The 26,658-nt window shown below is 69.4% G+C and carries 23 protein-coding genes; 20 read left to right on the forward strand and 3 right to left on the reverse strand.

Annotated features, from left to right (window positions below):
- Positions 1-5: 5 nt before the first annotated feature.
- From AB4Y74_RS08010 to leuA, 13 genes are all read left to right on the forward strand, one after another.
- Positions 6-734 carry a 16S rRNA (uracil(1498)-N(3))-methyltransferase gene (locus AB4Y74_RS08010; protein WP_441798572.1) on the forward strand — a complete coding sequence of 243 codons (729 nt, stop codon included), beginning with the start codon at positions 6-8 and terminating at the stop codon, positions 732-734.
- A gap of 39 nt (positions 735-773) precedes the next feature.
- Positions 774-1,145, forward strand: coding sequence for a histidine triad nucleotide-binding protein (locus AB4Y74_RS08015; RefSeq protein WP_441798573.1), 372 nt, complete (start codon positions 774-776; stop codon positions 1,143-1,145).
- Positions 1,132-2,232: a PhoH family protein gene (locus AB4Y74_RS08020; RefSeq protein ID WP_441798574.1), complete on the forward strand. Its 1,101-nt coding sequence runs from the start codon at positions 1,132-1,134 to the stop codon at positions 2,230-2,232. The genes AB4Y74_RS08015 and AB4Y74_RS08020 overlap by 14 nt, the downstream gene beginning before the upstream one ends.
- Positions 2,233-2,261: 29 nt before the next feature.
- Positions 2,262-2,723: an rRNA maturation RNase YbeY gene (gene ybeY / locus AB4Y74_RS08025; protein WP_441798575.1), complete on the forward strand. Its 462-nt coding sequence runs from the start codon at positions 2,262-2,264 to the stop codon at positions 2,721-2,723.
- 8 nt (positions 2,724-2,731) lie between these two features.
- Positions 2,732-4,102 (forward strand): hemolysin family protein, encoded by a 1,371-nt coding sequence (locus AB4Y74_RS08030; RefSeq protein WP_441798576.1) that lies wholly within the window; start codon positions 2,732-2,734, stop codon positions 4,100-4,102.
- Positions 4,099-4,992 carry a GTPase Era gene (gene era / locus AB4Y74_RS08035; RefSeq protein ID WP_441798577.1) on the forward strand — a complete coding sequence of 298 codons (894 nt, stop codon included), beginning with the start codon at positions 4,099-4,101 and terminating at the stop codon, positions 4,990-4,992. The genes AB4Y74_RS08030 and era overlap by 4 nt, the downstream gene beginning before the upstream one ends.
- Before the next feature lie 89 nt (positions 4,993-5,081).
- Positions 5,082-6,992 (forward strand): sensor histidine kinase, encoded by a 1,911-nt coding sequence (locus tag AB4Y74_RS08040; RefSeq protein WP_441798578.1) that lies wholly within the window; start codon positions 5,082-5,084, stop codon positions 6,990-6,992.
- Positions 6,989-7,678 (forward strand): response regulator, encoded by a 690-nt coding sequence (locus AB4Y74_RS08045; RefSeq protein ID WP_441798579.1) that lies wholly within the window; start codon positions 6,989-6,991, stop codon positions 7,676-7,678. Before AB4Y74_RS08040 ends, AB4Y74_RS08045 begins: the two co-directional genes overlap by 4 nt.
- Before the next feature lie 180 nt (positions 7,679-7,858).
- The gene (locus AB4Y74_RS08050; RefSeq protein WP_441798580.1) at positions 7,859-8,614 is read left to right on the forward strand and encodes an ABC transporter ATP-binding protein; all 756 of its coding nucleotides are present in this window, start codon (positions 7,859-7,861) and stop codon (positions 8,612-8,614) included.
- Positions 8,611-10,056: an FtsX-like permease family protein gene (locus AB4Y74_RS08055; RefSeq protein WP_441798581.1), complete on the forward strand. Its 1,446-nt coding sequence runs from the start codon at positions 8,611-8,613 to the stop codon at positions 10,054-10,056. The genes AB4Y74_RS08050 and AB4Y74_RS08055 overlap by 4 nt, the downstream gene beginning before the upstream one ends.
- 285 nt (positions 10,057-10,341) lie before the next feature.
- Positions 10,342-11,496 (forward strand): alpha/beta hydrolase, encoded by a 1,155-nt coding sequence (locus AB4Y74_RS08060; RefSeq protein ID WP_441798582.1) that lies wholly within the window; start codon positions 10,342-10,344, stop codon positions 11,494-11,496.
- Positions 11,493-13,994 carry a bifunctional lysylphosphatidylglycerol flippase/synthetase MprF gene (locus tag AB4Y74_RS08065; protein WP_441798583.1) on the forward strand — a complete coding sequence of 834 codons (2,502 nt, stop codon included), beginning with the start codon at positions 11,493-11,495 and terminating at the stop codon, positions 13,992-13,994. Before AB4Y74_RS08060 ends, AB4Y74_RS08065 begins: the two co-directional genes overlap by 4 nt.
- A 200-nt stretch (positions 13,995-14,194) precedes the next feature.
- Positions 14,195-15,961 (forward strand): 2-isopropylmalate synthase, encoded by a 1,767-nt coding sequence (leuA, locus tag AB4Y74_RS08070; RefSeq protein WP_441798584.1) that lies wholly within the window; start codon positions 14,195-14,197, stop codon positions 15,959-15,961.
- Positions 15,962-16,028: 67 nt separating this feature from the next.
- Here the strand turns inward: leuA and AB4Y74_RS08075 are convergent, their stop codons facing one another.
- Complete coding sequence (locus AB4Y74_RS08075) at positions 16,029-16,778, reverse strand: trimeric intracellular cation channel family protein (RefSeq protein WP_441798585.1); 750 nt, start codon at positions 16,776-16,778, stop codon at positions 16,029-16,031.
- Positions 16,779-16,873: 95 nt separating this feature from the next.
- On the opposite strand from AB4Y74_RS08075, the gene recO reads away from it, so the two are divergent.
- The 3 genes from recO to AB4Y74_RS08090 are packed head-to-tail and all read left to right on the forward strand — an operon-like array spanning position 16,874 to position 19,194.
- Positions 16,874-17,650, forward strand: a complete 777-nt coding sequence (gene recO, locus AB4Y74_RS08080; protein WP_441798586.1) for a DNA repair protein RecO — start codon at positions 16,874-16,876, stop codon at positions 17,648-17,650.
- The gene (locus tag AB4Y74_RS08085; RefSeq protein ID WP_441798587.1) at positions 17,647-18,465 is read left to right on the forward strand and encodes an isoprenyl transferase; all 819 of its coding nucleotides are present in this window, start codon (positions 17,647-17,649) and stop codon (positions 18,463-18,465) included. Before recO ends, AB4Y74_RS08085 begins: the two co-directional genes overlap by 4 nt.
- 57 nt (positions 18,466-18,522) lie before the next feature.
- On the forward strand, positions 18,523-19,194 hold the full coding sequence (locus AB4Y74_RS08090) for a DsbA family oxidoreductase (protein WP_441798588.1): 672 nt from the start codon (positions 18,523-18,525) through the stop codon (positions 19,192-19,194).
- Between the two features lie 165 nt (positions 19,195-19,359).
- Here the strand turns inward: AB4Y74_RS08090 and AB4Y74_RS08095 are convergent, their stop codons facing one another.
- Both AB4Y74_RS08095 and AB4Y74_RS08100 read right to left on the reverse strand, forming a co-directional pair.
- Positions 19,360-20,238, reverse strand: a complete 879-nt coding sequence (locus AB4Y74_RS08095) for a DUF559 domain-containing protein (RefSeq protein ID WP_441798589.1) — start codon at positions 20,236-20,238, stop codon at positions 19,360-19,362.
- Positions 20,239-20,357: 119 nt separating this feature from the next.
- A complete protein-coding gene (locus tag AB4Y74_RS08100; protein ID WP_441798590.1) occupies positions 20,358-20,876 on the reverse strand; it encodes an aminoacyl-tRNA deacylase in 519 nt (172 codons plus the stop codon).
- A gap of 33 nt (positions 20,877-20,909) precedes the next feature.
- Between AB4Y74_RS08100 and dusB the strand changes: the two genes are divergently transcribed.
- The 4 genes from dusB to dnaG all read left to right on the forward strand — a co-directional run bounded on the left by dusB (position 20,910) and on the right by dnaG (position 26,606).
- A complete protein-coding gene (dusB, locus tag AB4Y74_RS08105) occupies positions 20,910-22,100 on the forward strand; it encodes a tRNA dihydrouridine synthase DusB (RefSeq protein WP_441798591.1) in 1,191 nt (396 codons plus the stop codon).
- Positions 22,090-23,403 (forward strand): deoxyguanosinetriphosphate triphosphohydrolase, encoded by a 1,314-nt coding sequence (locus tag AB4Y74_RS08110; protein WP_441798592.1) that lies wholly within the window; start codon positions 22,090-22,092, stop codon positions 23,401-23,403. The genes dusB and AB4Y74_RS08110 overlap by 11 nt, the downstream gene beginning before the upstream one ends.
- A gap of 91 nt (positions 23,404-23,494) precedes the next feature.
- Complete coding sequence (locus AB4Y74_RS08115) at positions 23,495-24,661, forward strand: DUF4282 domain-containing protein (RefSeq protein WP_441798593.1); 1,167 nt, start codon at positions 23,495-23,497, stop codon at positions 24,659-24,661.
- Positions 24,662-24,731: 70 nt separating this feature from the next.
- Complete coding sequence (gene dnaG, locus AB4Y74_RS08120; RefSeq protein ID WP_441798594.1) at positions 24,732-26,606, forward strand: DNA primase; 1,875 nt, start codon at positions 24,732-24,734, stop codon at positions 26,604-26,606.
- Positions 26,607-26,658 lie beyond the last annotated feature (52 nt).

Genomic DNA, 26,658 nt, shown 5'->3' on the forward strand with positions numbered 1-26,658 from the left:
GCCGGATGGCGTCCCTCTACCTGCGCGAGGACCTCGACGACGTCGAGGTCGGCGCCCGCCTGTCGCTGACCGGCGCCGAGGCGAAGCATGCGGCGACCGTCAACCGGACGCGTCCCGGCGAGTCCGTTCTGATCGGAAACGGCCGCGGGCTGGTGGCGTCGGGCGAGGTGCTCGTCGCGACCAACGCGGAGCTGACCATCGACGTGGATGCCGTGTCGCGCGTTCCGCGGGCGACGCCCGCGATCACGCTCGTGCAGGCGCTCGCCAAAGGCGACCGCGACGAGCTTGCCATCCAGGCGGCGACCGAGCTGGGCGTGGATGCGGTGGTGCCGTGGGCGGCATCCCGTTCGGTCTCCCGGTGGGAGGGCGCCAAGGTCGCGAAGGGCCGCGAGCGCTGGGCGGCCATCGTGCGGGAGGCAGCCAAGCAGTCCATCCGCGCGTGGACGCCCGCGGTCGGCGAGCTGTCGACGACGAAGCAGGTCGCGGCGCTGGCGTCCGGCGCTCGGGTGCTCGTACTGGAGCCGGATGCGGACGCGCCGCTGACGGCGGTCCGTCCGGACGGACGGGACCTCGTGCTCGTCGTCGGCCCCGAGGGCGGCATCGCCCCGCAGGAGCTCGCGGCGTTCCGGGAGGCCGGCGCCGAGCTGGTCCGCCTCGGCGAGACGGTGCTCCGCACCTCGACCGCCGGTCCCGCCGCCCTCGCCGTCCTCAACGCGGCGCTGGGGCGCTGGTGACCCAGCCGCGTTGTCAGCGGGCGCGAATAGGATAGAGATATGGCAGAGACGGAGCGTTCGATCTTTTCCCGCATCATTGCGGGCGAGATCCCGGCTGACGTGGTGTACGACTCGGAGCGGCTGATCGCCTTCCGCGACATCGCACCGAAGGCGCCGGTGCACCTCCTCGTCGTGCCCAAGACGGAGGAGTACCGCGATGTCGCGGAACTCGCCGCCGGCGACCCGGAGCTGCTGGCCGAGCTCGTCGCCACCGCGAAGCACCTGGCCGAAGAGCACTCGGACGGCGACTTCCGCCTCATCTTCAACACCGGCGCGGGTGCGGGCCAGACCGTGTTCCACGTCCACGCACACGTTATGAGCGCCAATGACCGTGGTCACAGCCTCCAGGAAGGAACTCTTGACCAACTCTGAACCGACTCCGGGCTCTGCGAACCCGGGAGAACAGCAGGCGGGCGCCGAAGCGCGCCTGAGCGTCGACGGCATCCAGATGGTGCGTCTGCTCGGACCCCAGGACCGCCTCCTCACCACACTCGAGCGGCAGTATCCGCTCGTCAGCGTGCACGTGCGCGGCAACGACATCACCCTGTCCGGTGACCCGACGCAGGTCGCGGCCGCACAGCGACTCGTGGAGGAGCTGCTCGAGATGGTCCGCAACGGTCAAGACCTCTCGCCGGCCGAAGTGACCAGCTCGGCACGGATGCTCGACACCGACCTGAACCTGAGCCCGTCGGATGTGCTCGGCCAAGCCATCCTGACCGCGCGGGGCAAGAGCATCCGGCCCAAGACCCTGGGCCAGAGCCAGTACGTCGACGCGATCGACCACAATACGATCGTGTTCGGGATCGGCCCGGCCGGTACGGGAAAGACCTACCTCGCGATGGCGAAGGCCGTGCAGGCGCTGCAGCGCAAAGAGGTCAACCGGATCATCCTGACCCGCCCCGCCGTTGAGGCGGGCGAGCGCCTCGGCTACCTGCCCGGCACGCTCACCGACAAGATCGACCCGTACCTCCGCCCGCTGTACGACGCGCTCAACGAGATGATGGATCCGGAGCTCGTCCCCAAGCTGCTCGCCGCGGGCACCATCGAGGTCGCGCCGCTCGCCTACATGCGCGGCCGCACCCTGAACGACTCGTTCATCGTGCTCGACGAGGCGCAGAACACGACGCCCGAGCAGATGAAGATGTTCCTGACGCGCCTCGGCTTCAATTCGAAGATGGTCGTCACCGGCGATATCACCCAGGTCGACCTTCCGAACGCCGCCAGCGGACTCCGTCTGGTGACGCGCGTGCTGAACGACATCGACGACATCCACTTCGCCCGCCTCACCAGCGAAGACGTCGTGCGGCACAGCCTGGTCGGACGGATCGTCGACGCCTACACCGACTACGACGCGCGCCAGCAGGCCCGGCACTACGAGCGGGAGCAGGCGGCCGAGTTCGCCAACCGCGCCGAACGCCGCGGCGGGAGCCCGCGCGACCACCTCCCCAAGCGCCGATAGAACGACACGGAAGCGACGATAGGGCCGCAGTGAGCATCGAGATCAACAACGAGTCGACCATCGAGGTCGACGAGGCCGCCCTCCAGCGGCTGGCGACGTACGCGTTCGACATCCTGCACGTGCACCCGGACGCCGAGCTGGCGATCGTGCTCGTCGACGAGGCCGCGATGGAGCAGCTCCACGTGCAGTGGATGGACGAGCCCGGTCCGACGGACGTGCTCAGCTTCCCCATGGACGAGCTGCGGCCGGGAACCGAAGAGGAGCCGTCTCCGGCGGGCCTTCTCGGCGACGTCGTGCTGTGCCCGCAGGTCGCCCAGGTGCAGGCGGAGACCGCCGGGCACACCCTCATGGACGAGCTGTTGCTGCTGACGACGCACGGCATCCTGCACCTCCTCGGCTTCGACCACGCGGAGCCGGCGGAGGAGCGCGAGATGTTCGCGATCCAGCGCGACATCCTCGTCGGCTTCGCCCGCTACGACCGACAGCGCTAGGACTCGCGATGCTGCAGGCGCTGTTCTTCATCGTCGCGTTCCTGCTGGTTGCCTTCGGCGGCCTGATGGCCGCCGTCGACTCCGCCCTCGCGGTGCAGTCGCGCGGCGACATCGCCGATCTGGCGGAGACGTCGCGCGCGAGGAACTCCCTCCGGGCGATCGCGGAGGACCCGGGCGCGTACCTGAACGCCGTCAGCTTCACCCGGCTGCTCGCGGAGACGACCGCGGCCGTGCTGGTGACTCTGGCGTTCGAGCAGATCTTCGAGGAGTGGTGGGTCTCGCTCATCCTCGCGGCCATCATCATGACGGCCGTCTCGTTCGTGCTCGTCGGAGTGAGTCCGCGAAGCGTCGGCCGGGCGAACTCCACGGTCCTGCTCCGGGTCGCTGCGCCCATCGTCCGCTTCGTGCGGGTGGTCCTCGGCCCCATCCCCGGCGGCCTGGTCGCGCTCGGCAACCGCGTGACTCCGTCGCGCGCCCGGTCGGCGCCGGTCACCAGTGAGGAGCAGCTGCTCAGCATCGTCGACGAGGCCACCGAGTTCGACGTGCTCGAAGAGGACGACCGGGAGCTCATCCACTCGATCTTCGAGTTCAACGAGACCGTGGTGCGCGAGGTGATGATCCCGCGCACCGACATGATCACCGTCGACGCCACGGCCGGACTCGGCACGGCGATGGGCTTGTTCTTCTCGACCGGGGTGTCCCGCATGCCCGTCATCGACGGCGGCGACCCGGACGATGTCGTCGGCATCCTCTACCTGAGGGATACGGCCAAGCTCAGCTTCGAACGCCCGCTCGGCGCCGACGATCTGACGGTCCGCGACCTGGCGCGCCCGGCCCTGTTCGTACCCGAATCGCAGAAGGCCGACGCCCTACTGGCGCAGATGCAGCGCGAGTCCAACCACCTGGCGATGGTGGTGGACGAATACGGCGGCATCGCGGGTCTGGTGACGCTGGAGGACCTCATCGAGGAGCTCGTCGGTGACATCTCGGACGAGTACGACCACGAGGTCGCGCTCATCCAGCCGCTCGGCGAGGGCCGCTATCGCATGGCGACCCGCCTGCCGATCGACGACCTGGCCGAGCTGTTCGACATCGAGATCGAGGAGGAGGACGTCGACAGCGTCGGCGGCCTCGTCACCAAGGCGCTCGGCAGGCTTCCCGAGGTCGGCTCGACCGTCAAGGTGCACGGACTGCAGTTCACCGTCGACCGCATCGAGGGCCGTCACAAGCACGTCGCCTCCGTGCTGGTCGAACGGGATGTCGCGCTGCTTCCCCAACCCGACGGCGACAGCGTGCCGATGCCCAAAGACGAGGACCGCCCCGACTTCCACGGTCGTCGCGGCGACCACCGCCACACCGCACAGGAGAGCAGATCGTGACCGAGTACCATGCAGGATTCGCCTCGTTCGTCGGCCGACCCAATGTCGGGAAGTCGACGCTCACCAACGCCCTCGTCGGCGAGAAGGTAGCGATCACCAGCTCCAAACCGCAGACGACCCGCCGCGCGATCCGAGGAATCGTGCATCAGAAGGACGGCCAGCTGATCCTGGTCGACACGCCGGGCATCCACCGCCCGCGCACCCTGCTCGGGGAGCGTTTGAACAGCCTGGTCCAGTCGACGCTCGGCGATGTGGATGTGATCGGCTTCTGCATCCCCGCCGATGAGAAGATCGGCCCGGGCGACCGGTTCATCAACGAGCAGCTCGACGAGTACCCGCGGGCGAAGAAGGTCGCGATCGTGACCAAGGTCGATACCACCGGCAAAGCGCAAGTCGCCGAGCAACTGCTCGCGGTATCGGCGCTGCGGGAGTGGGAAGCGATCGTTCCGGTGTCGGCGACCAGCAACATCCAGCTGGACACGCTGACCTCGGAGCTGATGCGGCTGCTGCCGGCGTCCCCGGCGCCGCTGTACCCGGAGGAAGCGATCACCGACGAGGGCCTCGAGGACCGCATCTCGGAGCTGATCCGAGAGGCCGTGCTCGAAGGCGTCGAGGATGAGCTGCCGCACTCGCTCGCGGTGACGATCGACGACATCATCGAGCGCGACGACAAGGACCTCGTCGAGGTGTACGCCAACCTGTTCGTCGAGCGCGACAGCCAGAAGGCCATTGTGATCGGCAAGGGCGGGAGCCGCATCCGCGACGTCGGAGCGACCGCCCGGAAGCCGATCGAGGAGCTGCTCGGGCGGCACGTCTTCCTCTCGATCCGGGTGAAGGTCGCGAAGGACTGGCAGCGCGACCCGAAGCAACTGGGGCGGCTCGGGTTCTGATCCGGCGCTGTGTGAGCGGCCCTACATCCCGAGGATGATTCCGGCCGCTCGGTGCGACCCGGGGGCAGCCCGGACCGTACGGTAGAGGCATGCCCTTCCGCCGTCGACTCCTGAGCGCGCTCGCGCCGCACCGCTGGGTGCTGGAGCCCGCGCTGGCGGTGGCGCTGTTCGCGGCGTGGTTCGTCACGGGGCTGCCGTTCGGCGTAGCCGCCGCCCTGGCGGTCGTCTTCTACTGCGCCGCTGTCGCGGTCTCGCGCATCCTGCCGGGGGTCGCGCTCGGACTGGTCTGGGTCGCGGCGGTGCTGGAGTTGACCGAGCAGGAGTCCTACGGCGGAGCGTTCCGCGCGATCGCGGCGATCGCTGTGGTGGTCGCGCTGGTCGGGGTGGCCGCCCACGGCGGGCGCGTGCTGCGCTGGCTGGACTTCGCCTCCGCGATCCTTCTCGCGCCGGCGCTCGCGTACCTGTTCACCGTGCGCGGCGATCTCAAGTTCCCGCAGTTCGGCCCGGTCATCGGCGGGTACTACACCAGCCAGGGTGTCGGGTTCGTCCTGATGAGCCTGCTGCTCGCGGTGATCTTCGTGGCGGCGTGGCTCCTCGGCTTCCTCGTTGCCCGGCAGCGGGCGGCCCAGGCCGCCGGCTCAGGTGTCGCACCGGATCCCGGCCGCGTGATCGGCGGACAGGGCCCGTCCGTCCTGGTCTGGCTCGCCTCCAGCGGGGGAGCGGAGGTCACCGAGGACGACGCCGACCGGGCCCAGCTCGTGCGGCGACTGACGCGGACGCAGCTGACCGCCGACATCATCGGCGCCGTCGCCTTCCTGGTCTTCTGCCTGATCGTCGGCGAACAGGACCGCGGGGCATTCGTGGTGCTGACCGCCTACGCCGTCGCCGTCGCCTTGCGCCGCATGTCTCCGGCGGTCGCGCTGTCGATCGCCTGGCTCGCGGCCGTGCTGCAGATGACGACCGGCCACAGCATCCTGGTGAGCGACCTCGGCGTTCTGATCGTGCTCTATGCGACGGCGGCCTACGGCGACCGCGTCGTCCGCGCCGCCGGGCTCATCTCGGCCGGGATCGGCGCGTTCGTCGCGGCCCTCTACCTGACGGTGACCGCCGCCGTCGCGCAGGGCTACTACAACCTGCTGTCGAGCGCGATCGCGAGTGTCGCGCTCCAGTTCGCCTTCCTGTTCGTGGTGAGCGTGACCGTTCTCGGGCTGTCGTGGGTGCTCGGCCTCCTGGTGCGCACGTGGCGGAATGCACGCATCGCACGCCGGGCGCGCGACGCGGCCGAACTCGATCGCGACCGCGCCGTCGAGGACGTCGTGGTCGAGCAGGAGCGCACCCGGATCGCCCGCGACATGCACGACGTGGTCGCGCACTCCCTCGCGGTGGTGATCGCGCAGGCGGACGGCGCCCGCTATGCCCGGCACACCGATCCGGACGCGGTGGATGAGGCCCTGGCGACCATCGCGTCCACCGCCCGTTCCGCCCTGGGCGATGTGCGCGTGCTCCTCGCCGAACTGCGGCAGTCGCATCCCGCCGATTCCGCTCGTGCACCGGGGGCTCACGACGGGCCCCAGCCGTCGCTGGCCGATCTGGACCAGACCGTCGAGCACATCCGCTCAGCCGGGCTGGCCGTCACCCTCGAACGCAGCGGTGCGGTCGAAGGCCTTGGCTCCGCACAGCAGCTCGCCGCTTTCCGCATCGTGCAGGAGGCGCTGACCAATGCGCTCCGGCACGGGGACACCAGCCGACCAGCGAGCGTCGTGCTGGCCGAAACCCCGGCCGACCTGGGCGCCGACCGCGGCCCCGGCCTCGTCATCACCGTGAGGAACACCATGAGAGACACCACCGCAGAGCCCACCGCGACCGGTGCGCTGCCGAGGATCGGACACGGACTGCCCGGGATGCGCGAGCGCGCGTCCCTCGCCGGCGGGTCGCTCACGGCGGGGCTGGACGACGGCGAGTTCGTCGTGACCGCGTTCCTCCCGGGAGCGGCGGCGTGAGCGGCGCTGCCACCGGCACCCGCATCCGGGTGCTGCTGGTCGACGACCAGCCGTTGTTCCGTGCGGGCGTTCGGATGCTGTTGAGCTCGCAGGAGGACCTCGAGTTCGCCGGGGAGGCGGGCAACGGCCAGGAGGGCGTGCGGTTGGCCGCCGAGTCGCGGCCGGACGTCGTGCTCATGGACATCCGGATGCCGGTCATGGACGGGATCGCCGCGACCAGCGCGATCATCGCCGATGCCGAACGCGCCGGTCGCACACCGCCGCGCATCGTCGTCCTGACGACGTTCGACCTCGACGAGGCGGCCGCCCGGGCCATCCGCGGGGGAGCGAGCGGCTTCGTGCTGAAGGATGCGGAGCCGGAATTCCTACTCGCGGCGATCCGCACGGTCCACGCCGGCAGCGCGGTCATCGCCGCCGGGGCGACGCGAGAACTGTTCGAGTACTTCTCCTCCGCTCAGCCGGTCCGGCCCGAGCCGGCCGAATTCACCTCCCTCACCTCACGCGAGCGGGAGATCTTCGTGCTCGCCGCCCGGGGACTCAGCAACGCCGAAATCGCGGGCTCCGAGTTCCTCAGCGAGGCGACCGTGAAGACGCACATCTCGCGCATCCTCGCCAAACTCGGACTGCGCGACCGGGTGCAGATGGTCGTCTACGCGTTCGAGCACGGACTGACCGCCGCCGAATAGCCCTTCCGTTCGAAGGAGAATGCGTCCGAAATCTCCTTCGGTTAGCAGTTGTGCAGGAGATTCGCACGTGGGGCCGCCGAACCTCCTGGCGGCCGGGACGTCGGGGTCATCCTCAGGGAGGACACAGGATCGGCCCGCCGCCCGATCCGGAGCGCGTCGCCCGCTCCTAGCGTGGGGGATATGGAGTTCACTCTCACCGAATTAGTGGCGCGCGTCGAAGCGGCCACGAAGACCTACGGCCACGGCGCTGGGCGTGTCAGCGCGCTCGACGACGTCACCATCGGCATCCCGGCCGGCCGGTTCACCGCCATCATGGGCCCGAGCGGCTCGGGCAAGTCCACGCTGATGCATGTGATGGCGGGTCTCGATTCGGTCACCAGCGGACGCGTCTTCCTCGGGGACACCGAGATCACGCACTTGCGGGATGCCGACCTGACGCTGTTGCGCCGCCGCCGCGTGGGGTTCGTCTTCCAGTCCTTCAACCTGGTGCCGACCCTGGATGTGCGGGGCAACATCCTGCTCCCCTTCGAGCTGGACGGGCGCCGGGCGACGCGGGAGCAGTCCGAGTGGATCGACCACCTCATCGACACGCTCGGCCTGCGCGACCGCCTCACGCACCGGCCGCACGAGCTGTCCGGCGGCCAGCAGCAGCGCGCCGCGATCGTGCGCGCGCTGGCGACGCGCCCGGACCTGGTCTTCGCCGACGAGCCGACCGGGAACCTGGACTCCCGCACCGGCCGCGAGGTGCTGACCGTGCTGCAGGATGCCGCGCGAACCTTCGGCCAGAGCATCGCGATGGTCACCCACGATCCGATCGCCGCGAGCTACGCCGACCACATCGTCTTCCTGGCCGACGGCCGCGTCGTCGCCGAGCGGCCGCAATCCACGGCCGAGGAGATCTCGTCGTTCATGCTCGGAATGGAGGCCCACGCGTGAGCCGTCCCTTCTCCGCGTTCCGGGCGAACGCCCGTGACCACCGCGCGGGCATCCTCGTCGCCGCCCTCAGCGCGGCGTTCGGTGTCGCACTGGTCGGCGGGGTGAACATCCTGGGCGCCTACATCGGCGCGTCGCAGGTGGGGGAGCGCGGCAGCGTGAGGCTCGCCCTCGCGATCGTCGCCGGAATCTTCTTCGTGGTGGCCGTGTACGTCGGGGCGATCGTCACGACCAACACCTTCTCGACGGTGATCGCCGGTCGCACGCGTACGATCGCGCTGCTCCGGCTGATCGGGTCGAGCGCTCGCGCTCAGCGCCGTTCGGTCGCGGCAGAGGGCCTGGCCGTCGGGCTGATCGGCGGGGTGATCGGCGGCGCAGTCGCCGCCGTGCTCGCGTTGGCGGCCGCGCGTGTGTTCGTGGCGACGGGGATGCTGCCGGATGCGTCCTATCCGGTGCTGACACCGTCCATGGTCGGCCCGGTCGTGGTCGTCGTGCTCACCACCTGGCTGGCGTCGTGGATCGGCAGCCGCCGCGTCCTCTCGGTGACGCCGGTGCAGGCGCTCGGCGCGGCAGAGGAGCGTCCGGCGCGGGTCGTCCGAAGCCGCAGTCGCCTCACCGTCTCGCTGGTCCTGATCGTTGGCGGCGGCGCCGTGCTGACCTTGGGGCTGCTGCTCGGTCTCCACGTGCTCGCCCCGCTGAGCGCGTTCTTCGCCAGGATCTCGCCCTACGGTGTGCTCGTCGCCATGGCGGGAGGCATCCTCTCGTTCACCGGGGTGGTGCTGGCAGCGCCGTTCTTCCTGCCGACGGTTCTCCGTGGTGTCGGGCTGCTGTTCGGTCGCGGCGCTGCGGGGCGCCTGGCGGCCGCGAACGCGGTGCGGAACCCTGAGCGCAGCTCGCGCACGGCAATCGGCCTGGTGATCGGCGTGACGCTGATTACGATGTTCGTCGTCGCCGCGTCCACCTGGCTGGAGCTGATTCGGGATGCGTCCGCGCGGGAACCGGGCCTGTATGACGGCGTTTCGGAGATCATCGGCGGGGTCCTGGCCGTGTTCACCGTGCTCGTCGGGTTCTCCGCCGTCATCGCCGCCTGCGGTGTGGTCAACACCCTGTCGCTGAGCGTCCTGCAGCGACGACGTGAGCTGGGCCTGTTGCGCGCGCTGGGATTCAGCGCCGCGCAGGTGCGGCGGATGATTCTGGCCGAGAGCGCGCAGTTGACCGTTGCCTCGGTGTTGACGGGTCTCGTCCTCGGCACCCTGTACGGCTGGATCGGCGCGCAGTCGTTGCTCGGCGGGATTCCAGGAGGCGCATTGCTCGCTCCCGTCCTGCCGTGGCCGTTCCTGGTCGCGATCGTGCTGGCCGCAGCGGCACTAGCGGTCGCCGCGGCGCTGGCGCCGACCCGTCGCGCCACCCGGCTCTCGCCGGTGGAGGCGCTGGCGGTCGAGTGACCGGCGCTGGAAGTTTCCTGAACTCTCACGGAGCCTCAGCTATCGACGAACTGAGCACTGAATAATGAAGGGTCCGCCGCCGAGCGCACCGATCCTGACCGCATCCGAGAGGAACCTCCCCTGAACTGGCTCCTGACCCTGAGGATCGACAAGCCGCCGTTCCTCATCGCGCTCGATGTCGTAGCCGCCGCCCTCGCGCTGTACCTGCTCGTCCGTCCCACGTGGAAGCGGACGCTCGCAGGACTCATCACGGCCCTTCTCGGTGGGTTCGCCGGATGGTTCCTGGTGTGGCTGCTGACCGACGTGCTCGACCTGTTCGGTGTCGCACTCACGCCGGTGACCACGCTGTGGACGGCCCTGGGCTTCGGCGGGGTCAGCCTCGCAGTAGCCAATCTGTTCCGTTCCCGCTGGTGGCGAAAGCTCATCGCCGCGGTCAGCATCCCCGTCTTCCTCGCTGCCGCCTTCTGCGGGATCAACGCCGACTTCGGCGCGTACCGGAACCTCAACGACGCGATCGGCGTCGTCCCGTATAAGGCGCTCCAGCTGCACTCGGAGCGCGGAGAGGTGGTCGGCGGCACCGACTGGCGCGCGACCGCCGAGGCGCCCGCGGGTGACCCTCCTGCCGACTCTCTCGCCGTCCCTGCCCATGGTGAGGTCGGGACGGTCCGGATCCCCGCGACCGTCTCGCGTTTCCCCGCGCGCGAGGCCGTCGTCTATCTCCCGCCCATCGCGCTCACCGCGAATCCGCCCGCACTCCCGGTGCTCTACGCGCTCTCCGGACAGCCTGGCGCACCTGCCGACATGTTCACCGCAGCGGGCATCGCCGGCGCGATGGATGCGTTCGCGGCCAAGCACGGCGGCTACGCCCCGATCGTGGTCGCGCCCGATCAGCTCGGAGGCCCTGGCCGCAACCCGATGTGCGTCGACTCCCGGGACTACGGCAACTCGGCGACGTATCTTCTGACGGATGTGCGCAACTGGGCTCGATCCCACCTCCGCGTGAGCGACGACCCGGCAGGATGGGGCGTGTTCGGCTACTCGCAGGGCGCGACCTGCGCCGTGCAGTTCGCCAGCGCGCGTCCCGACATCTTCGGTTCGGCGCTGGCCTCGTCGAGTGAGCTGGGACCGACACTGGGGAATGAGGCGCTGACGATCAGCACGGGATTCGGGGGGTCGAAGGCCGCATACGAGCGCGCGCAACCGGCCGCGCAGCTGAAGGCGCACACGCCGTACGCGGACTCGGTGATGGTCCTCGGCGCCGGGGCGAACGACGCGAAGTACTCGGGGTTCGCGCGCCGGCTGTACGACGAGGCCAAGCGGGCGGGGGTGCACGCCGAGCTCCTCAGCTCGCCGGGCACGGCGCATGACTGGAAGACCGTCCGCTACGTCCTCGCGCACGGCTTCCCGGCGATCGCGGAGCAGTTCGGACTCGGCTTGTGAGCCCGAAGGCACTGATCCGCCGAACCGGTCGGCTCATCGCGCAGCACCCGTTCACGACCGCGGTGACCCTCCTCATCCTGGTGCTGGCGCTGGCGACCGGCCCGATCCGCGGTCCGCATCGCCCGCTGCGGGGCTGGCTCGGTGCGGGCGCGGTGCAACTGCTCGACGGCCACTGGTGGTCGCCATTCACGGCCGTGCTCTTCACGGACGACCTGCTCGAGCTGATCGTGGTCCTCATCCTCACGGTCGCGCTCGTGGGCGCCTCAGAACGGCTGATGGGCACCTGGCGCACTGCTCTCGCCTTCTTCGGGACAGCCGTCGTCGGCGTCGTCGTCGGGGCAACGGTGCAGGTGCTCGCCAACGACATCGGCGAACTCTGGGCGCGCAATGTGCACGGCCTCCTCGTCCTCGACGTCTTCACCGCCATCGGGGGCACGATCATGACGGCGAGCGCGTTCGCCGGCACGCTGTGGCGACGCCGCATCCGTGTGATCACCCTGCTGGTGGCGATCATGTACCTCTTGTACTCGGGCCTGCCGTCCGACCTCTACCGCCTGCTCGCGGTGCTCACCGGACTGGCCCTCGGGCCGCTGCTGCGCCAGCGCAAGATCGTCGGGGACTGGCTGCGCAGCTCCCACCACGAGGTCCGGGTGCTCCTCGCCTCGGCCGTGACGATCACGGCGCTCGGACCGGTGATCGGCCTGCTCGGTTCGACCCGCTACGGGATGCTGTCGCCGGTCGGCCTGCTGTTCAGCAACGAGGCCCCGAGCGCGTCGTCCGTCATCGAGCGCTGCCAGGCGTTCGCGGTGACCCGGGAGTGCATCCGCGACCTGACCCTGGAGCGCATCAACGGGCTCGGTCCCGTTCTCCTCTCCGTGCTGCCCCTCCTGCTCCTGCTGGTGGCGGCGTACGGGCTGCTCCGCGGGCGCCGCTTCGCGGTGTGGCTCGCGGTCGCAGTGAACGGGCTGCTCGCGCTCCTCTCCGCGCTGTATTACGGCATTCTGCCCGTCGCCTCAGCACGGCCGGTCGTCTCGATGCGCTACTGGGAGATCACGGCGATCCTCGCGCTCTCGACGCTGGTGCCGCTGGCCATGGCGATCCTGCTGGTCGTCTTCCGGAGGCACTTCACCGTCATGCCGTCGGCGCGTGCCGTTCGCCGTTACGTGGTGCTCGTCCTCGCAACGGGTCTCGGCCTCATCGGGGTCTACGTGCTGGTCGGCTGGCTGCAAAAAGATACCGGCTTCACCCGGCCGATCGACCTCAGCGACCTCCTGGCCGATGTGCTCGAACGCTTCGTCCCCGTCAGCTTCCTCCGACGTGAGCCGGCCCAATACCTGCCGACGACCCCGCTCGCCACGATCGTCTATCACAACATCGGAACGGTGTTCTGGCTGGTCGCCATCGTTGCGGCGGTGCCTGCGGTGCTCGGCCGCGGGCTGCGCAGGCGCGGCACCGGGGAGTCGGCCCACGTCCGCGAGCTACTGCACCGCGGAGGGGGGGATGCGATCTCGTTCATGGCGACCTGGCCGGGCAACTCCTACTGGTTCGACCCGGTCGGCGGAGGGGCCATCGCGTACCGCGTGGAGGGGCGCGTCGCCCTGACGACGGGCGGACCGTTCGGCGCGCCGACCCCACACGACGGCGCGATCCAGGGTTTCGCACGGTTCTGCGACGACAACGGGTGGATCCCCGTGTTCTACAGCGTCGAGTCCCGCTACGCCGGGCTCTTCGAGCGCCTCGGCTGGTCCACGATGACCGTCGCCGAGGAGACAGTGATCCGGCCGCAGCTGTGGGCGACGACGGGCAAGAAATGGCAGGACGTCCGCTCCTCCATCAACCGCGCCCAGCGCGCCGGGATCCGAGCCGACTGGACCACCTACGCCGGGCTCTCACTCACCGCGGCCGTGCAGCTCTCCGACATCTCGGAGCAGTGGGTGGCCGAGAAGGACCTGCCCGAGATGGGCTTCACCCTCGGTGGCCTGGATGAGCTCCGCGACCCCGAGGTGCGGCTCATGCTGGCCGTCAACGAAAGCGACGGCCCCGAGCACGGCCGCATCGAGGCGGTCACCAGCTGGCTGCCGACCTACCGCAACGGCATCGTCGTCGGCTGGACACTCGACTTCATGCGCCGCCGGCCCGACAGCATCAACGGGGTCATGGAGTTTCTCATCGCCGAAGCCGCGACGCGGATGAAGGAGGACGGCATCGAGTTCATGTCGCTCTCCGCCGCCCCGCTCGCGCACACCGCGGCGCCGGGCGCCGGCGACAGGGACACGATGGATCGGGTGCTCGGCTATCTGAGCTCGTCGCTCGAACCGGTCTACGGCTTCCGCTCGCTGCTGAAGTTCAAGCAGAAGTTCCAGCCCGAGCTGCACCCGCTGATCATGGCCTACCCGGACCCGGTGGCGCTGCCCGCGATCGGCATCGCACTGGTCCGCGCGTACCTCCCGGAGCTCTCGGTGCGCCAGGCGGCGACGTTCGTGAGGGGGCGGTCGTGACCTCGGTCGCAGGCTCCCTCGGCGCTGGGGTCGCGGCATCGCTCCGCGCTGCTCTGAGCTCCACCGCGCGTGGTACCCTCGATGCTGTGTACGGTCTGCTCCTCCTTAGCTGCCGCGACGAGTCCTAATCTCGGGCCTCACTCGTCGCGGAGTTCGCCGTCGGCTCTCCCCAGCACACGAGTGAAGGATTCGAGAAGACCATGAAGAACGCACAGGCGCCGAGCGCCATGCCGATCCACAAGTACCGGCCGTTCCACGAGCAGATCCGCGTCGATCTGCCGGACCGCACCTGGCCGTCCACCCGCATCACGGAGGCGCCGCGCTGGTGCGCCGTCGATCTGCGCGACGGCAACCAGGCCCTCATCGACCCGATGAGCCCCGAGCGCAAGCGCATCATGTTCGACCTGCTGGTCCGGATGGGCTACAAGGAGATCGAGGTCGGCTTCCCGTCGGCCAGCCAGACCGATTTCGACTTCGTCCGCAGCCTGATCGAAGAGGGTGCGATCCCCGACGACGTGACCATCCAGGTCCTGACCCAGGCGCGCGAGCACCTGATCAAGCGCACCTACGAGTCGCTGGTCGGCGCCAAGCAGGCGATCGTGCACCTCTACAACTCGACCAGCATCCTGCAGCGCGAAGTGGTGTTCCGCACCGACCAGCAGGGCATCGTCGACATCGCCCTGGCCGGTGCCCGGCTGTGCCGCCGGTTCGAGGAGATGGTGCCCGGCACGACGATCTACTACGAGTACTCGCCCGAGAGCTACACCGGCACCGAGCTGGAGTTCGCAGCCGACATCTGCAACCAGGTGCTGGACATCTTCGAGCCGACGCCCGAGCGCAAGGTGATCATCAACCTCCCGGCCACGGTCGAGATGGCGACGCCGAACGTCTACGCCGACTCGATCGAGTGGATGTCGCGCCACCTGAACCACCGCGAGAATGTCATCCTCTCGCTGCACCCGCACAACGACCGCGGCACGGCCGTCGCCGCCGCAGAGCTCGGCTACATGGCCGGCGCCGACCGCATCGAGGGCTGCCTGTTCGGCAACGGCGAGCGCACCGGCAACGTCGACCTGGTGACGCTGGGCATCAACCTGTTCACGCAGGGGATCGACCCGCAGATCGACTTCAGCGACATCGACCAGATCAAGCGCACGGTCGAGCACTGCAACCAGCTGCCGGTCGGCGAGCGCAGCCCGTGGGGCGGCGACCTGGTGTTCACCGCGTTCAGCGGATCCCACCAGGACGCCATCAAGAAGGGCTTCGAGGCGATGGAGGTCCGCGCCGAGCGCGAGGGCGTGTCCGTCGACGACCTGGTCTGGGCAGTGCCGTACCTGCCGGTCGACCCGAAGGACCTGGGACGCAGTTACGAGGCGGTCATCCGCGTCAACTCGCAGTCCGGCAAGGGGGGTGTGGCGTACCTGCTGAAGAGCGATCACTCGCTCGACCTGCCGCGGAAGCTCCAGATCGAGTTCTCCGGCGTCGTCCAGGCGAAGACGGACCAGGAGGGCGGCGAGGTCACCAGCGAGCAGATCTGGGAGGTCTTCCAGGACGAGTACCTGCCCGCTCCCACCTCCGACCCGGATGCCAAGTGGGGCCGGTTCGAGCTGGGCAGCACCACGACCGCGAACGAGACCGGCGAGCACGTCGTCCTCACGGTGACGCTGCGCGACGGGGACACCGTCTCGAAGGCCACGGGTGAAGGCAACGGCCCGATCGCGGCGCTCTTCGACATCCTGCACCAGCACGGCGTCGACGCTCACCTGTACGACTACTCGCAGCACACCCTGTCCGCGAGCGAGTCGGCCCTGGCTGCCGCTTACATCGAGTTGGATGTGGACGGCCAGCGCCGCTGGGGCGTCGGCATCGACGCGGACACGACCACGGCATCCTTCAAGGCGGTCGTCTCGGCGGTCAACCGCGCGGTCCGCACCGCGCAGCCGGCTCCGGAGCTCGTCTCCGCCTGACGGGCTGTCCCGTTCCGCGAAAACGGAGGTGGTCACGACTCGCTCGGGTCGTGACCACCTCCGTTTCCTATTCGCCCTTGTCGATGCGATAGCGCGGGATGGTGCCTGTATCCGTGCGTTCGGTGATGCTGTCGTCACTTCGCGCGGGCGGACGCAGCCGCGGCCAGCGCATCCGGGGGAGCCGGCCCAGCTCGCGCTGCTCCGGCAGGCTCCAGCCGAAGCGGACGGCGAGCAGCCGGATCGCCAGCGTCACCACGACGCAGACAATCGCGGCGGGGATGATCGGCACGCCCAGGCCCACCATCACCACCAGCACGATGGTGCCGGCGCCGGCCGCGACCGCGTATAGCGAGCCGACGTGCATGACCGCGATGGGCAGGTTCAGCAGCAGGTCGCGCAGGATGCCGCCCCCGACCGCCGAGACCACGCCCACGAAGACGGCAGGCACCTCCGGCAGGCCGAGCGCGAGCGCCTTCGTCGCCCCGATCGCGCCGAACAGCCCGATCGTCAGCGCATCGAGGAAGGTGATGATCGGGTCGAGCCGGCGGAACAGCCGGATCAGCAGCATCCCGAGCAGTGCGGCGACGATGGTGCTGGGCAGGTACCAGTTCGACTGCAGCGCCACCGGCGTGACGTTGAGCAGGATGTCGCGCAGCAGACCGCCACCCACGCCGGTGGCGACACCGATGATCGCGATGCCGAGCAGGTCGAGGCGGCGGTCGCGGAAACCGGAGGCGAACATCGCGCCCTGGAGACTGCCCACGCCCACGGCGATGAGGTCGCCCCAGAGGGGGATGGCCAGGGCGGTGGTGCTCACCTCCCATATGTACCATGCGCGGTGGAGCGCAAGGCGCCGACGGCGCGACGGCCGCGCATCCGCCTCGTTGTCAGCCGCAGGCGCGATACTGGAGTGTGCCCACCTATCGTGATGAAGCCGTCGTGCTCCGGACCCACAAGCTGGGCGAGGCCGACCGTATCGTCACCATGCTCAGCCGCCAGCACGGCAAGATCCGCGCGGTGGCGAAGGGCGTGCGGCGCACCGCCTCGCGTTTCGGGTCGCGGCTGGAGCCGTTCATGGTCGCCGACGTCCAGCTGTACGAGGGCCGCAGCCTCGACATCGTCACCCAGGCCGAGACGCTCGGCGCGTACGGTGCTCTGATCGCCGACGACTACGCCAGCTACACCGCCGCGAACGCGATGGTCGAGACGGCGGACCGGCTGACGGATGCTGAGGCGTCCCTGCAGCAGTACCTCCTGCTCGTCGGAGCGCTGCGGTCGCTGTCCCGGCACGAGCACGGCCCCGGGCTGACCCTCGACTCGTACCTGCTCCGCGCGCTGTCCCTCGCGGGATGGGCTCCCAGCTTCCAGGACTGCTCGCGGTGCGGTGCCCCGGGTCCTCACACGTCCGTCGTCGTCCAGCTCGGCGGGGTCGTGTGCGACGACTGCGCCCCCCAGGGCGCGCCGCGGGTCGACGCCGACACGATCGCCCTGCTCGGTGCGCTGCTGAGCGGAGACTGGGATGAGGCAGAAGCGGCACCCGAGACGACCCGCAATCGGGCGAACGGCGTGGTCGCGGCGTACACACAGTGGCACCTGGAGCGCGGGCTGCGTTCATTGCAGCACGTGCAGCACGACCGAGTAGATGGCAGCGCCAGCGCCGACCGCACCGATCAGAAGGCGAGTGGATGAGCCCCAAGGCCTACACGCACAAGGATGCGGTCGAGTACCGCCCCCTCGACTGGACCGGGGTGTACCCGCCCGCCTTTCCGAAGGGGAGCGTCCCATCGCACGTCGCCATCGTCATGGACGGCAACGGACGCTGGGCCAACCGGCAGGGCCTCACGCGCATCGAGGGCCATCGCGCCGGAGAGGCCGCCCTGCTGGATGTGGTGGCCGGCGCCATCCAGGCGGGCGTCAAGCACCTCAGCGTGTACGCGTTCTCCACCGAGAACTGGAAGCGCTCGCCCGACGAAGTGCGCTTTCTGATGGGCTTCAACCGCGAGGTGCTGCATCGCCGCCGCGACCAGCTGAACGAGTGGGGTGTGCGCGTCCGCTGGGCGGGCCGGAAGCCGCGGCTGTGGTCCTCGGTCATCAAGGAGCTGCAGTACGCCGAGCAGCTCACGGCCGGCAACGACGTGCTGACGCTGACCATGTGCGTGAATTATGGCGGCCGTACCGAGATCGCTGACGCGGTGCGCTCCATTGCGGACGACGTGGCCGCCGGTCGGTTGAAGCCGTCCGCGGTGAGCGAGAAGACCATCCAACGTCACCTCTACCTCCCGGACATGCCCGACGTGGACCTGTTCGTGCGCAGCTCGGGCGAGCAGCGGACCAGCAACTTCCTGCTCTGGCAGAGCGCCTACGCCGAGATGGTGTTCCTGGACACGCTCTGGCCGGACTTCAGCCGGAAGGACCTGTGGGATGCGGTAGACCTCTACCTGCGGCGTAGTCGGAGATTCGGGGGAGCGGTGGATGCGCCTACGGCCGGTTCCGCAGCGGAGTAGGTATCGCGGGATAGGTGCCACGGAATAAGTGCAGCGCTGCAGCATGTTGCCCCTGGTGTGAGCGAACCCATCAAGATCGACATCTGGTCCGACATCGCGTGCCCGTGGTGCTACATCGGTAAGCGCAAGTTCGAGGCCGGCAGCGGCCTGTTCGCCGGGGCCGGTGACGGCCGTGGCGTCGAGGTCGAGTACCACTCGTTCGAGCTGTCGCCCGACACCCCGGTCGACTTCGAGGGCAGCGAGGTCGACTTCCTGGCCGGCCACAAGGGTATGCCCGCGGGCCAGGTCGAGCAGATGCTGGAGCGCGTCACCGGTATCGCGTCGTCGGTCGGACTTGACTACGACTTCGACACCCTCAAGCACACCAATACGGTCAAGGCGCACGAGCTGCTGCACTTCGCGAAGGCGCACGGCAAGCAGCTGGAGTTGGCGGAGCGCCTGTTCCGCGCCTACTTCGTGGAGGGCCGCCACGTCGGCCGCAGCGCCGACCTGGCCGACCTGGCCGCCGAGGTCGGCCTCGACCGCGCGGAGGCGCTCGAGGCTCTCGAGTCGTCGCAATACCTGCCTGCGGTGCGGGCCGACCAGCAGACGGCCGGCGAGTACGGAATCAACGGAGTCCCCTTCTTCGTGATCGACGGCAGGTACGGCGTCTCCGGTGCCCAGGACGCGCAGACGTTCGCCCAGGTCTTGGAGCAGGTCTGGACCGAGCGCACCGCGGTGACCGCGTGACCGCCCCGGAGGCGTCGGCGGCGCCGGCGGCGCCCGCCCCGCGCCCCACGCTCATCCGACTCGGCGCCCCCGCCGCCGTCTGCGACGGCGACACCTGCGCCCTCCCGTGATCTGGTTGACACAACACGCCGCCGTACCTGCGGTCGCGGCGGCGCGTTGCGTCAGCTAGACGGAGAATGCAAGCCGGATCCTTCGGACGGCCTCCGCCGCGTCAGATGCGAGGTGCGTGCTGTTGATGCGCACCACCTTCCATCCGAGCGACTGAATCTTCCAAAGACGGTCGACGTCCAGGTGATATTGGCGAGCATCGGTCCTGTGATGGTCGCCGTCGTACTCGATCACGACGCGCGCCTGAGGGTAAACGAGGTCACCGTGCGCCACTACCTCGCCTTCGCCGGTGAGGATCTGGTAGTTCACGAGCGGCTCCGGTAAGCCGGCGCGGATGATGGCGAGACGGAGGATCGTCTCCAACGGCGAATCCGTACGCGACCGGACCTGAGCCAACGCGCGACGTAAGCGCGGCACCCCCGGCCGACCCGGACCCGCGTTCACTGCTGCTGCGAGCTCATTCACGGTGGCCAACGGGGACTTGCGGCGGACCAGCGCATCGCCGTAAACGACCAACGCGCCTTCGTCGAGCGTTGAAGCGAGTTGGCACCACGATTCGACGGGTGTGACAACCGGAAGACCGTGCACGAACACCACATCGCCATCCCCTAAGTGCGCCTGGTGGCCTCTGACCCCCCGATGACGCGGAGCACGTGTCGGCGCCCGCGCCGACACGTGAAGGTCGTCGTTCCGCAGCACGTCGCGAGGTAGCGGCAACCCGTGCAGCTGAGCCGCGGTCACGTGGCTGAACACCATTCGACTGGACATGGCAGGCAGGAAGGCACGACATCGACTCACGACGTCGTCGGGGCTCTGGGTGGCGCGTACACCGTGATGCGGCGCCACCAGATCGGACCGGCGAAGTCGCGAACGGGAGGCCCCCGCCTGCTGTGCTGCGGAGGTGGTGAAATGCGTCCCGAGCCCGATCTCTTGCATCGCGACAGGCTGTCACGCTTCCGCAATCGGCGCCTGCGGTTATCCACAGGCCACGACGTGGTTGACGCAACGCGTCGTCCCATCGCCATGGCAGACGGCGTGTTGTGTCAACTAGGTCGCTACTCGGGGTCGGTGATATCGGCGACGGTGGCGCCGTAGGCGGCGATGACCGCGTCAGCCGACACGAAGAGAGAGTAGCCGTGCTCGCCAGCGCCCATGGCGATGGTGCGGCCGGGGATCGTCGCGTCCGCGATGACCGGCCACGCGGTCGTGCTCCCGAACGGCGTGATGGTGCCGCGCTCGTAACCGGTCGCGGCGAGGGCGACCGATGCGTCCGGCAGCTGCAGCTTGTTCACGCCGAGTATCGAGCGCAGTTTCGGCCAGGCGATCTTGCGTCCACCGGGGACGAGCGCGAAGACGAACGTATCGTCGCTCCGCTTGACGACCAGCGTCTTGACGATGTCCGAGGGCTGGAGCCCGAGCAGCTCCGCCGCCTCCGCGAGGCTCCGCGCGGCAGGCCGCTCGACGATGCGGATGTCGATGTCGCGCGCCTCCGCATCCGCCGTCACACGCTCACGACCGGGGCGCAGTTCTCCACCGTCGGGGGAGTAGTCCACAGATTCCGGGCTCTCGGCCATAGCTCAGCACGCTTTCTGGGAGAATCGAGTGAGATGTCTACCACTGCAACGATAAGCCACGCCCCCCAGCTGACCATCGGTCCGCTGGCGCTCGACGTGCCCGTGGTCCTCGCGCCGATGGCCGGGATCACCAATACCGCGTTCCGGCGGCTGTGTCGCGAGTTCGGCGCGGGCCTCTACGTGAGCGAGATGATCACGTCGCGCGCCCTCGTCGAGCGCACCCCCGAGTCACTGCGGCTCATCACGCACCACGAGTCGGAGACCCCGCGCTCCATCCAGCTGTACGGCGTCGATCCGGTGACGGTCCGCGAAGCGGTGACCATGCTGGTCGCGGAAGACCGGGCCGACCACATCGACCTCAACTTCGGCTGCCCGGTGCCGAAGGTGACGCGTAAAGGCGGCGGGGCAGCGCTCCCCTGGAAGCTGGGGTTGTTCCGCGAGATCATCGAGGGGGCTGTCGAGGCCGCGGGCGACATCCCGCTCACCATCAAGATGCGCAAGGGCATCGACGGCGACCACCTGACCTACCTCGAAGCCGGGCGCATCGCAGAAGGCGCCGGCGTCGCCTCCATGGCACTGCACGCCCGCACGGCCGCGGAGTTCTATTCGGGTCACGCCGACTGGTCGGCCATCGCGAAGCTCAAAGAGACGATCACCTCCACTCCTGTGCTCGGCAACGGCGACATCTGGTCGGCGGCCGATGCGCTCCGGATGATGGATGAGACCGGCTGCGACGGCGTCGTGGTGGGCCGCGGCTGCCTCGGGCGGCCGTGGCTGTTCGGCGACCTGGCCGCCGCGTTCCGTGCCAGGGCGGGCGAGATCAGCACAGCCGAGGCGGAGGCCGCCCAAGCGCACCCGACGCTCGGGCAGGTCGCACAGACGTTCCGACGGCACGCCGAACTCCTCGTCGAGTTCTTCGACAGCGAGGAGCGCGGCTGTCGCGACATCCGCAAGCACGTCGCCTGGTATTTCAAGGGATACCCGGTCGGAGGCGACCTGCGCGCCGGCCTGGCGACCGTCGACACTCTTCAGCACCTCGACGACCTGCTCGCCACCCTCGACTGGGACCAGGAGTATCCGGGCGAGGCCGCGGAGGGCCAGCGGGGTCGCGCGGGGTCCCCGAAGCGCCCCGCCCTGCCCGACGGCTGGCTGCAGAGCCGCGAGCTCGACGGCGTCCAGCGCGCTGAGGTCTCCGAGGCGGAGGTGCACAACAGTGGCGGATGACATCGCGGCGAGCACGCGCAACGATGCGAGCAGGCACGATCACGGCCCACGCGACGAGTCGACCCCCGACTACAGCGAGCACGATCGCGAGCGCTGGCTGCCGGAACACCACTCGAACCGGCGCAGCGACTTCGCGCGCGACCGCGCCCGCCTGCTGCATTCGAGCGCGCTCCGCCGCCTGGCGGCGAAGACGCAGGTGCTCAGTCCGACGGCCGGGCTCGACTTCGCCCGCAACCGCCTGACGCACTCGCTTGAGGTTGCGCAGGTCGGCCGCGAGCTCGCGAACAGCCTGGGGCTCGACCCCGACATCGTCGACACCGCGTGCCTCGCCCACGACATCGGGCACCCTCCCTTCGGTCACAACGGCGAACGCGCGCTCAACTCCTGGGCGGATGACATCGGGGGCTTCGAAGGCAATGCGCAGACCCTTCGCCTGCTCAGCCGGATCGAGCCGAAGGTGTTCGGCCGTGACGGGCGCCCCTACGGCCTCAACCTCACCCGGGCGAGCCTCGACGCGAGCTGCAAGTACCCGTGGCCGGCGTCCTCCTCGATCCCCGACCCCAGCGGCCGCGCCAAGTTCGGCTTCTACGACGACGACCACGCCGTGTTCGAGTGGATGCGCGCCGGCGCGCCCGAACGGCAGCGCTCCATCGAGGCGCAGGTCATGGATCTCTCCGACGACATCGCCTACTCGGTTCACGACTTCGAAGACGCCGTGGTCAACGGCTACATCGACGTCGCTGCGCTCGGCAGTAGGGTCGATCACGAAGACCTCGTCGAGTCCATGCACGAGTGGGTGGGCGGAGAGGTCAGCCACCAGCAACTGATCGAGGCCTTCGACCGGCTCGACAGCATGGATATCTGGCTCGACGGTTGGGATGGCTCCCGCCGCTCGCAGGCGCGGCTGAAGAACCTCACCAGCCAGCTGATCGGGCGCTTCGCGCACGCGGCCGTGCATGCGACGAAGGAGTCGGCGGAGCGGACCGACCTGATCCGCTTCGGCGCCGACGTCGTCGTTCCGCTCGGCATCCGGGCCGAGATCGCCGTGCTCAAGGGCATCGTCGCCACCTTCGTCATGTCGAAGAACACGCGTCAGCCGATCTACGCGCAGCAGCGGCAGATCCTCACGACCCTCGCCGACCTGCTGTACCAGCGCGGGCCGGCCGAGCTCGACCCGGGGTTCGCCGAAGACTGGCGCGACGCCGGAACCGACCGGGAACGGCGGCGCGTGGTCGTCGACCAGGTGGCCAGCCTCACCGACCAGTCGGCCCTCAGCTGGTACGAACGACTCGTCCAGCACTGATGAACGGCGACGAGCGGATGCGCGCACAACCGGGCTTGAATACCGGGGCGCTGTGCAGAATGCTGGAGACCAGGCCCCCGGGAGGAAACCAATGAGCAGCGCACTACCGCCGTCGGACGACGACCGCCCAGCAGAGGGCGCGTCGACCGAGGCGATCCCGGCAACGCCGGAGACTCCCCGCCGCGCGCCGCGCGCTTCCGCCGGAACCGAGTCCGCATCGACGGCTCAGACGGCAGGCGGTGCGAAGGCCGCAACCGGTGCGAAGCCGGCAACGGGTGCGAAGTCGGCCGCCGCTGCGGCGCCCGCTGCTGGCGCGAAGCCCGCCGGCGCGAAGCCCGCCGCCGCGAAGCCGGCCGCCGCTAAGCCTGCCGCCAAGAAGCCGTCGACGCCGCGCACCAGACGCACGACCGTCAGGCCCGCCGCGATCGCTCCCGAGGGCGAGGCGCCCGACATCATGGACGCCACGCTCGGAGCCCGTCAACCGCTCGCGGGCGCATCCACGCAATCCGCAGCCGCCGCAGTTCCTGCGGCCGGGGCCGCGGCCGCTGCCGCTGCCGTCTCCGGCGACACGTCGTCCTCCCCGGCCGAGCCGCTCGAGGAGACCGACACCGCAGCGACGAAGCGTCTGCCCACCGCCGCCGAGGTGTACGCGGGCGCGTCGGCCGCCACACCGGAGCAGCCCCCAGTGGATGCGACTGCAAGCGAGACGCTCGGCACCGTCGAGGCGGCGAGCACGTCATCCGCCCCGGCGACCCCCGACGCTACGACCGTCGAGACGGAGCGCCTCGCCGGCGCTGCGTCGGTCACCGGCTCCGACCTCCCGGCCTCTGCAACGGCAGAGCACGCTGACGCCCCTTCCGCGTCTGCCGACGGCACCTCCGCCGACGCAGGCGCGTACCAGGCGTCGCACGGACGCACGGTGAACGAGCTCGCCGACCGGCTCGACGATTCCCGGTTCTTCTCGTCGCTGTTCGACTTCAGCTTCACGAACTACGTCACCCGCAAGCTCGCTGGGCCCGTCTACGTCGTCGGTCTCGTGCTCATCGGCCTCGGGATCGTGGTGGGTTTCGCGAACTCGCTGACGTCCGCGATCGCCACGCACGCCCCGATCGGTGCGTTCGTCTTCCTCTTCGGTGTGCTGATCACGCTCGTGGGCGCGATGCTCTCCGTGCTGCTCCTCCGGGTCGGCATCGAGGTCTTCTGCGCCATCATCGAGATCGCGCAGAACACGCGACGGAGGCGCCCGCCGGGGGAGTGACTCAGTCCGCCCGGAGTCCTATCGGGTGGATCGGGGATGAGCGTCGGTCCGGCTCACTAGAATCGAGAGCATGGCAGGCCGGATTCGACAAAGCGACATCGAAGAGGTCAAGGCCCGTACCAACATCGGCGACATCGTCGGCGACTACGTCAGCTTGAAGACGGGCGGCGTCGGTGCGCTCAAGGGGCTCTGCCCGTTCCACGACGAAAAGAGCCCCAGCTTCTACGTCCGTCCGGGCGTCGGCCGCTACCACTGCTTCGGCTGCGGCGAGGGCGGCGACGTCTACGAGTTCCTGCTCAAGATGGACCACGTCACGTTCACGGACGCAGTGGAACGGCTCGCAGCCCGCATCGGCTATCAGCTGCACTACGAAGAGGGCGGCGGCGGACCGTCAGACGGCTCCAGCAACCGTGCGCGCCTGTTGGCGGCGAACTCCGCGGCGGAGGAGTTCTTCCGCGACCGCCTGTCCGCGCCTGACGCCGAACCGGGCCGCCGCTTCCTGGGGGATCGCGGGTTCGACTCCGCGTCGGCCTCGCATTTCGGTGTCGGCTTCGCCCCCAAGAGCTGGGACGAGCTCACCAAGCACCTCCGCAGCAAGGGGTTCACGCAGGAGGAGCTGGCCACCGCGGGCCTCGTGTCGCAGGGCGACCGCGGCGTCTACGACCGGTTCCGCGGTCGCCTGATCTGGCCGATCCGCGATGTCACGGGACAGACCATCGGCTTCGGTGCGCGCCGGCTGCTGGACGACGACAAGGGCCCGAAGTACCTCAACACCCCCGAGACCCCGGTCTACAAGAAGGCCCAGGTGCTGTACGGGCTCGACCTCGCCAAACGCGACATCTCGCGCCAGGACCAGGTGGTCGTCGTCGAGGGCTACACCGACGTCATGGCGTGCCACCTGGCCGGGATCACGACGGCCGTCGCCACCTGCGGAACCTCGTTCGGAGTCGACCACATCAAGGTGATCCGCCGGGTGATGGGCGACGACTCCAGCCAAGGGTCCGTCATCTTCACCTTCGACCCGGATGCGGCGGGCCAGAAGGCAGCCACCCGCGCGTTCGGCGAAGAGCAGCGATTCTCGGCCCAGACGTACGTCGCGGTCGGTCCGGACGGCCTCGACCCCTGCGACCTGCGACTCTCCAAGGGCGACGACGCCGTCCGTCGCATGATCGATGGCCGCAAGCCCATGTTCGAGTTCATGATCCGCCAGGTGGTGGAGCGTTTCGACCTCGACTCCGTGGAGGGCCGCACCGCCGCCCTGCGTGCAGGAGCACCGATCGTGGCGACGATCCGCGATCCGGCCTCGCAGAACGGCTACACGCGCGAACTCGCCCGGCTCTCCGGCGCGGACCTGCAGGACACGATCCGCGCCGTCCGCGCGGCACAACGCAGCACAGGCTCTCGCGACGGGCGGAACGCTGGACGGGAGAACGGAGACCCGCGCAACCGGAACGCGAGCGCACCGGACGGCGCCCCCGAACCGCAGCGTCTTCCGCAGGCCGACCTCACCGACCCGACGCAGCGCACCGAGCGCGAGAGCCTGATGGTCCTCCTGCAGCTCCCCGGCGAGGTGGGCGCCGAACGCGCCGCCCGCGCCGTGCAGGTGCCGTTCGTCAATCCGACGCACGCGGTCGTCCGCGACGCCATCGCCAGTCAGCTCGCGACCATGTCGGCGCCCGGATGGGTGGATCGCGTCCTCACCGAGGTGCCGCAGGCGTACGCGCAGACCGTGAACGCCCTCGCCGTCGCTGCGCTGCCTCAGGGCGGTGACCCCGGACGCTACGCGCGATCGATCGTGGACGGGCTGATCGACCGTGACCTCTTGCGCGAGAAGGCCGAACTGACGTCACGGCTGGGCCGGACGGAAGATCCGGAGGTGCGCCGCCAGATCTCCTTCGCCATGGTCGCGATCGAGACCGAACGACGCCGCCTCCGCGGCGAATAGCGCGACACGGCCGACTGCGGATTCCATCGCCCTGCGCAACGACAAGCGCTCT

The organism is Leifsonia sp. RAF41 (assembly GCF_052114085.1).
GTDB lineage: Bacteria > Actinomycetota > Actinomycetes > Actinomycetales > Microbacteriaceae > Leifsonia.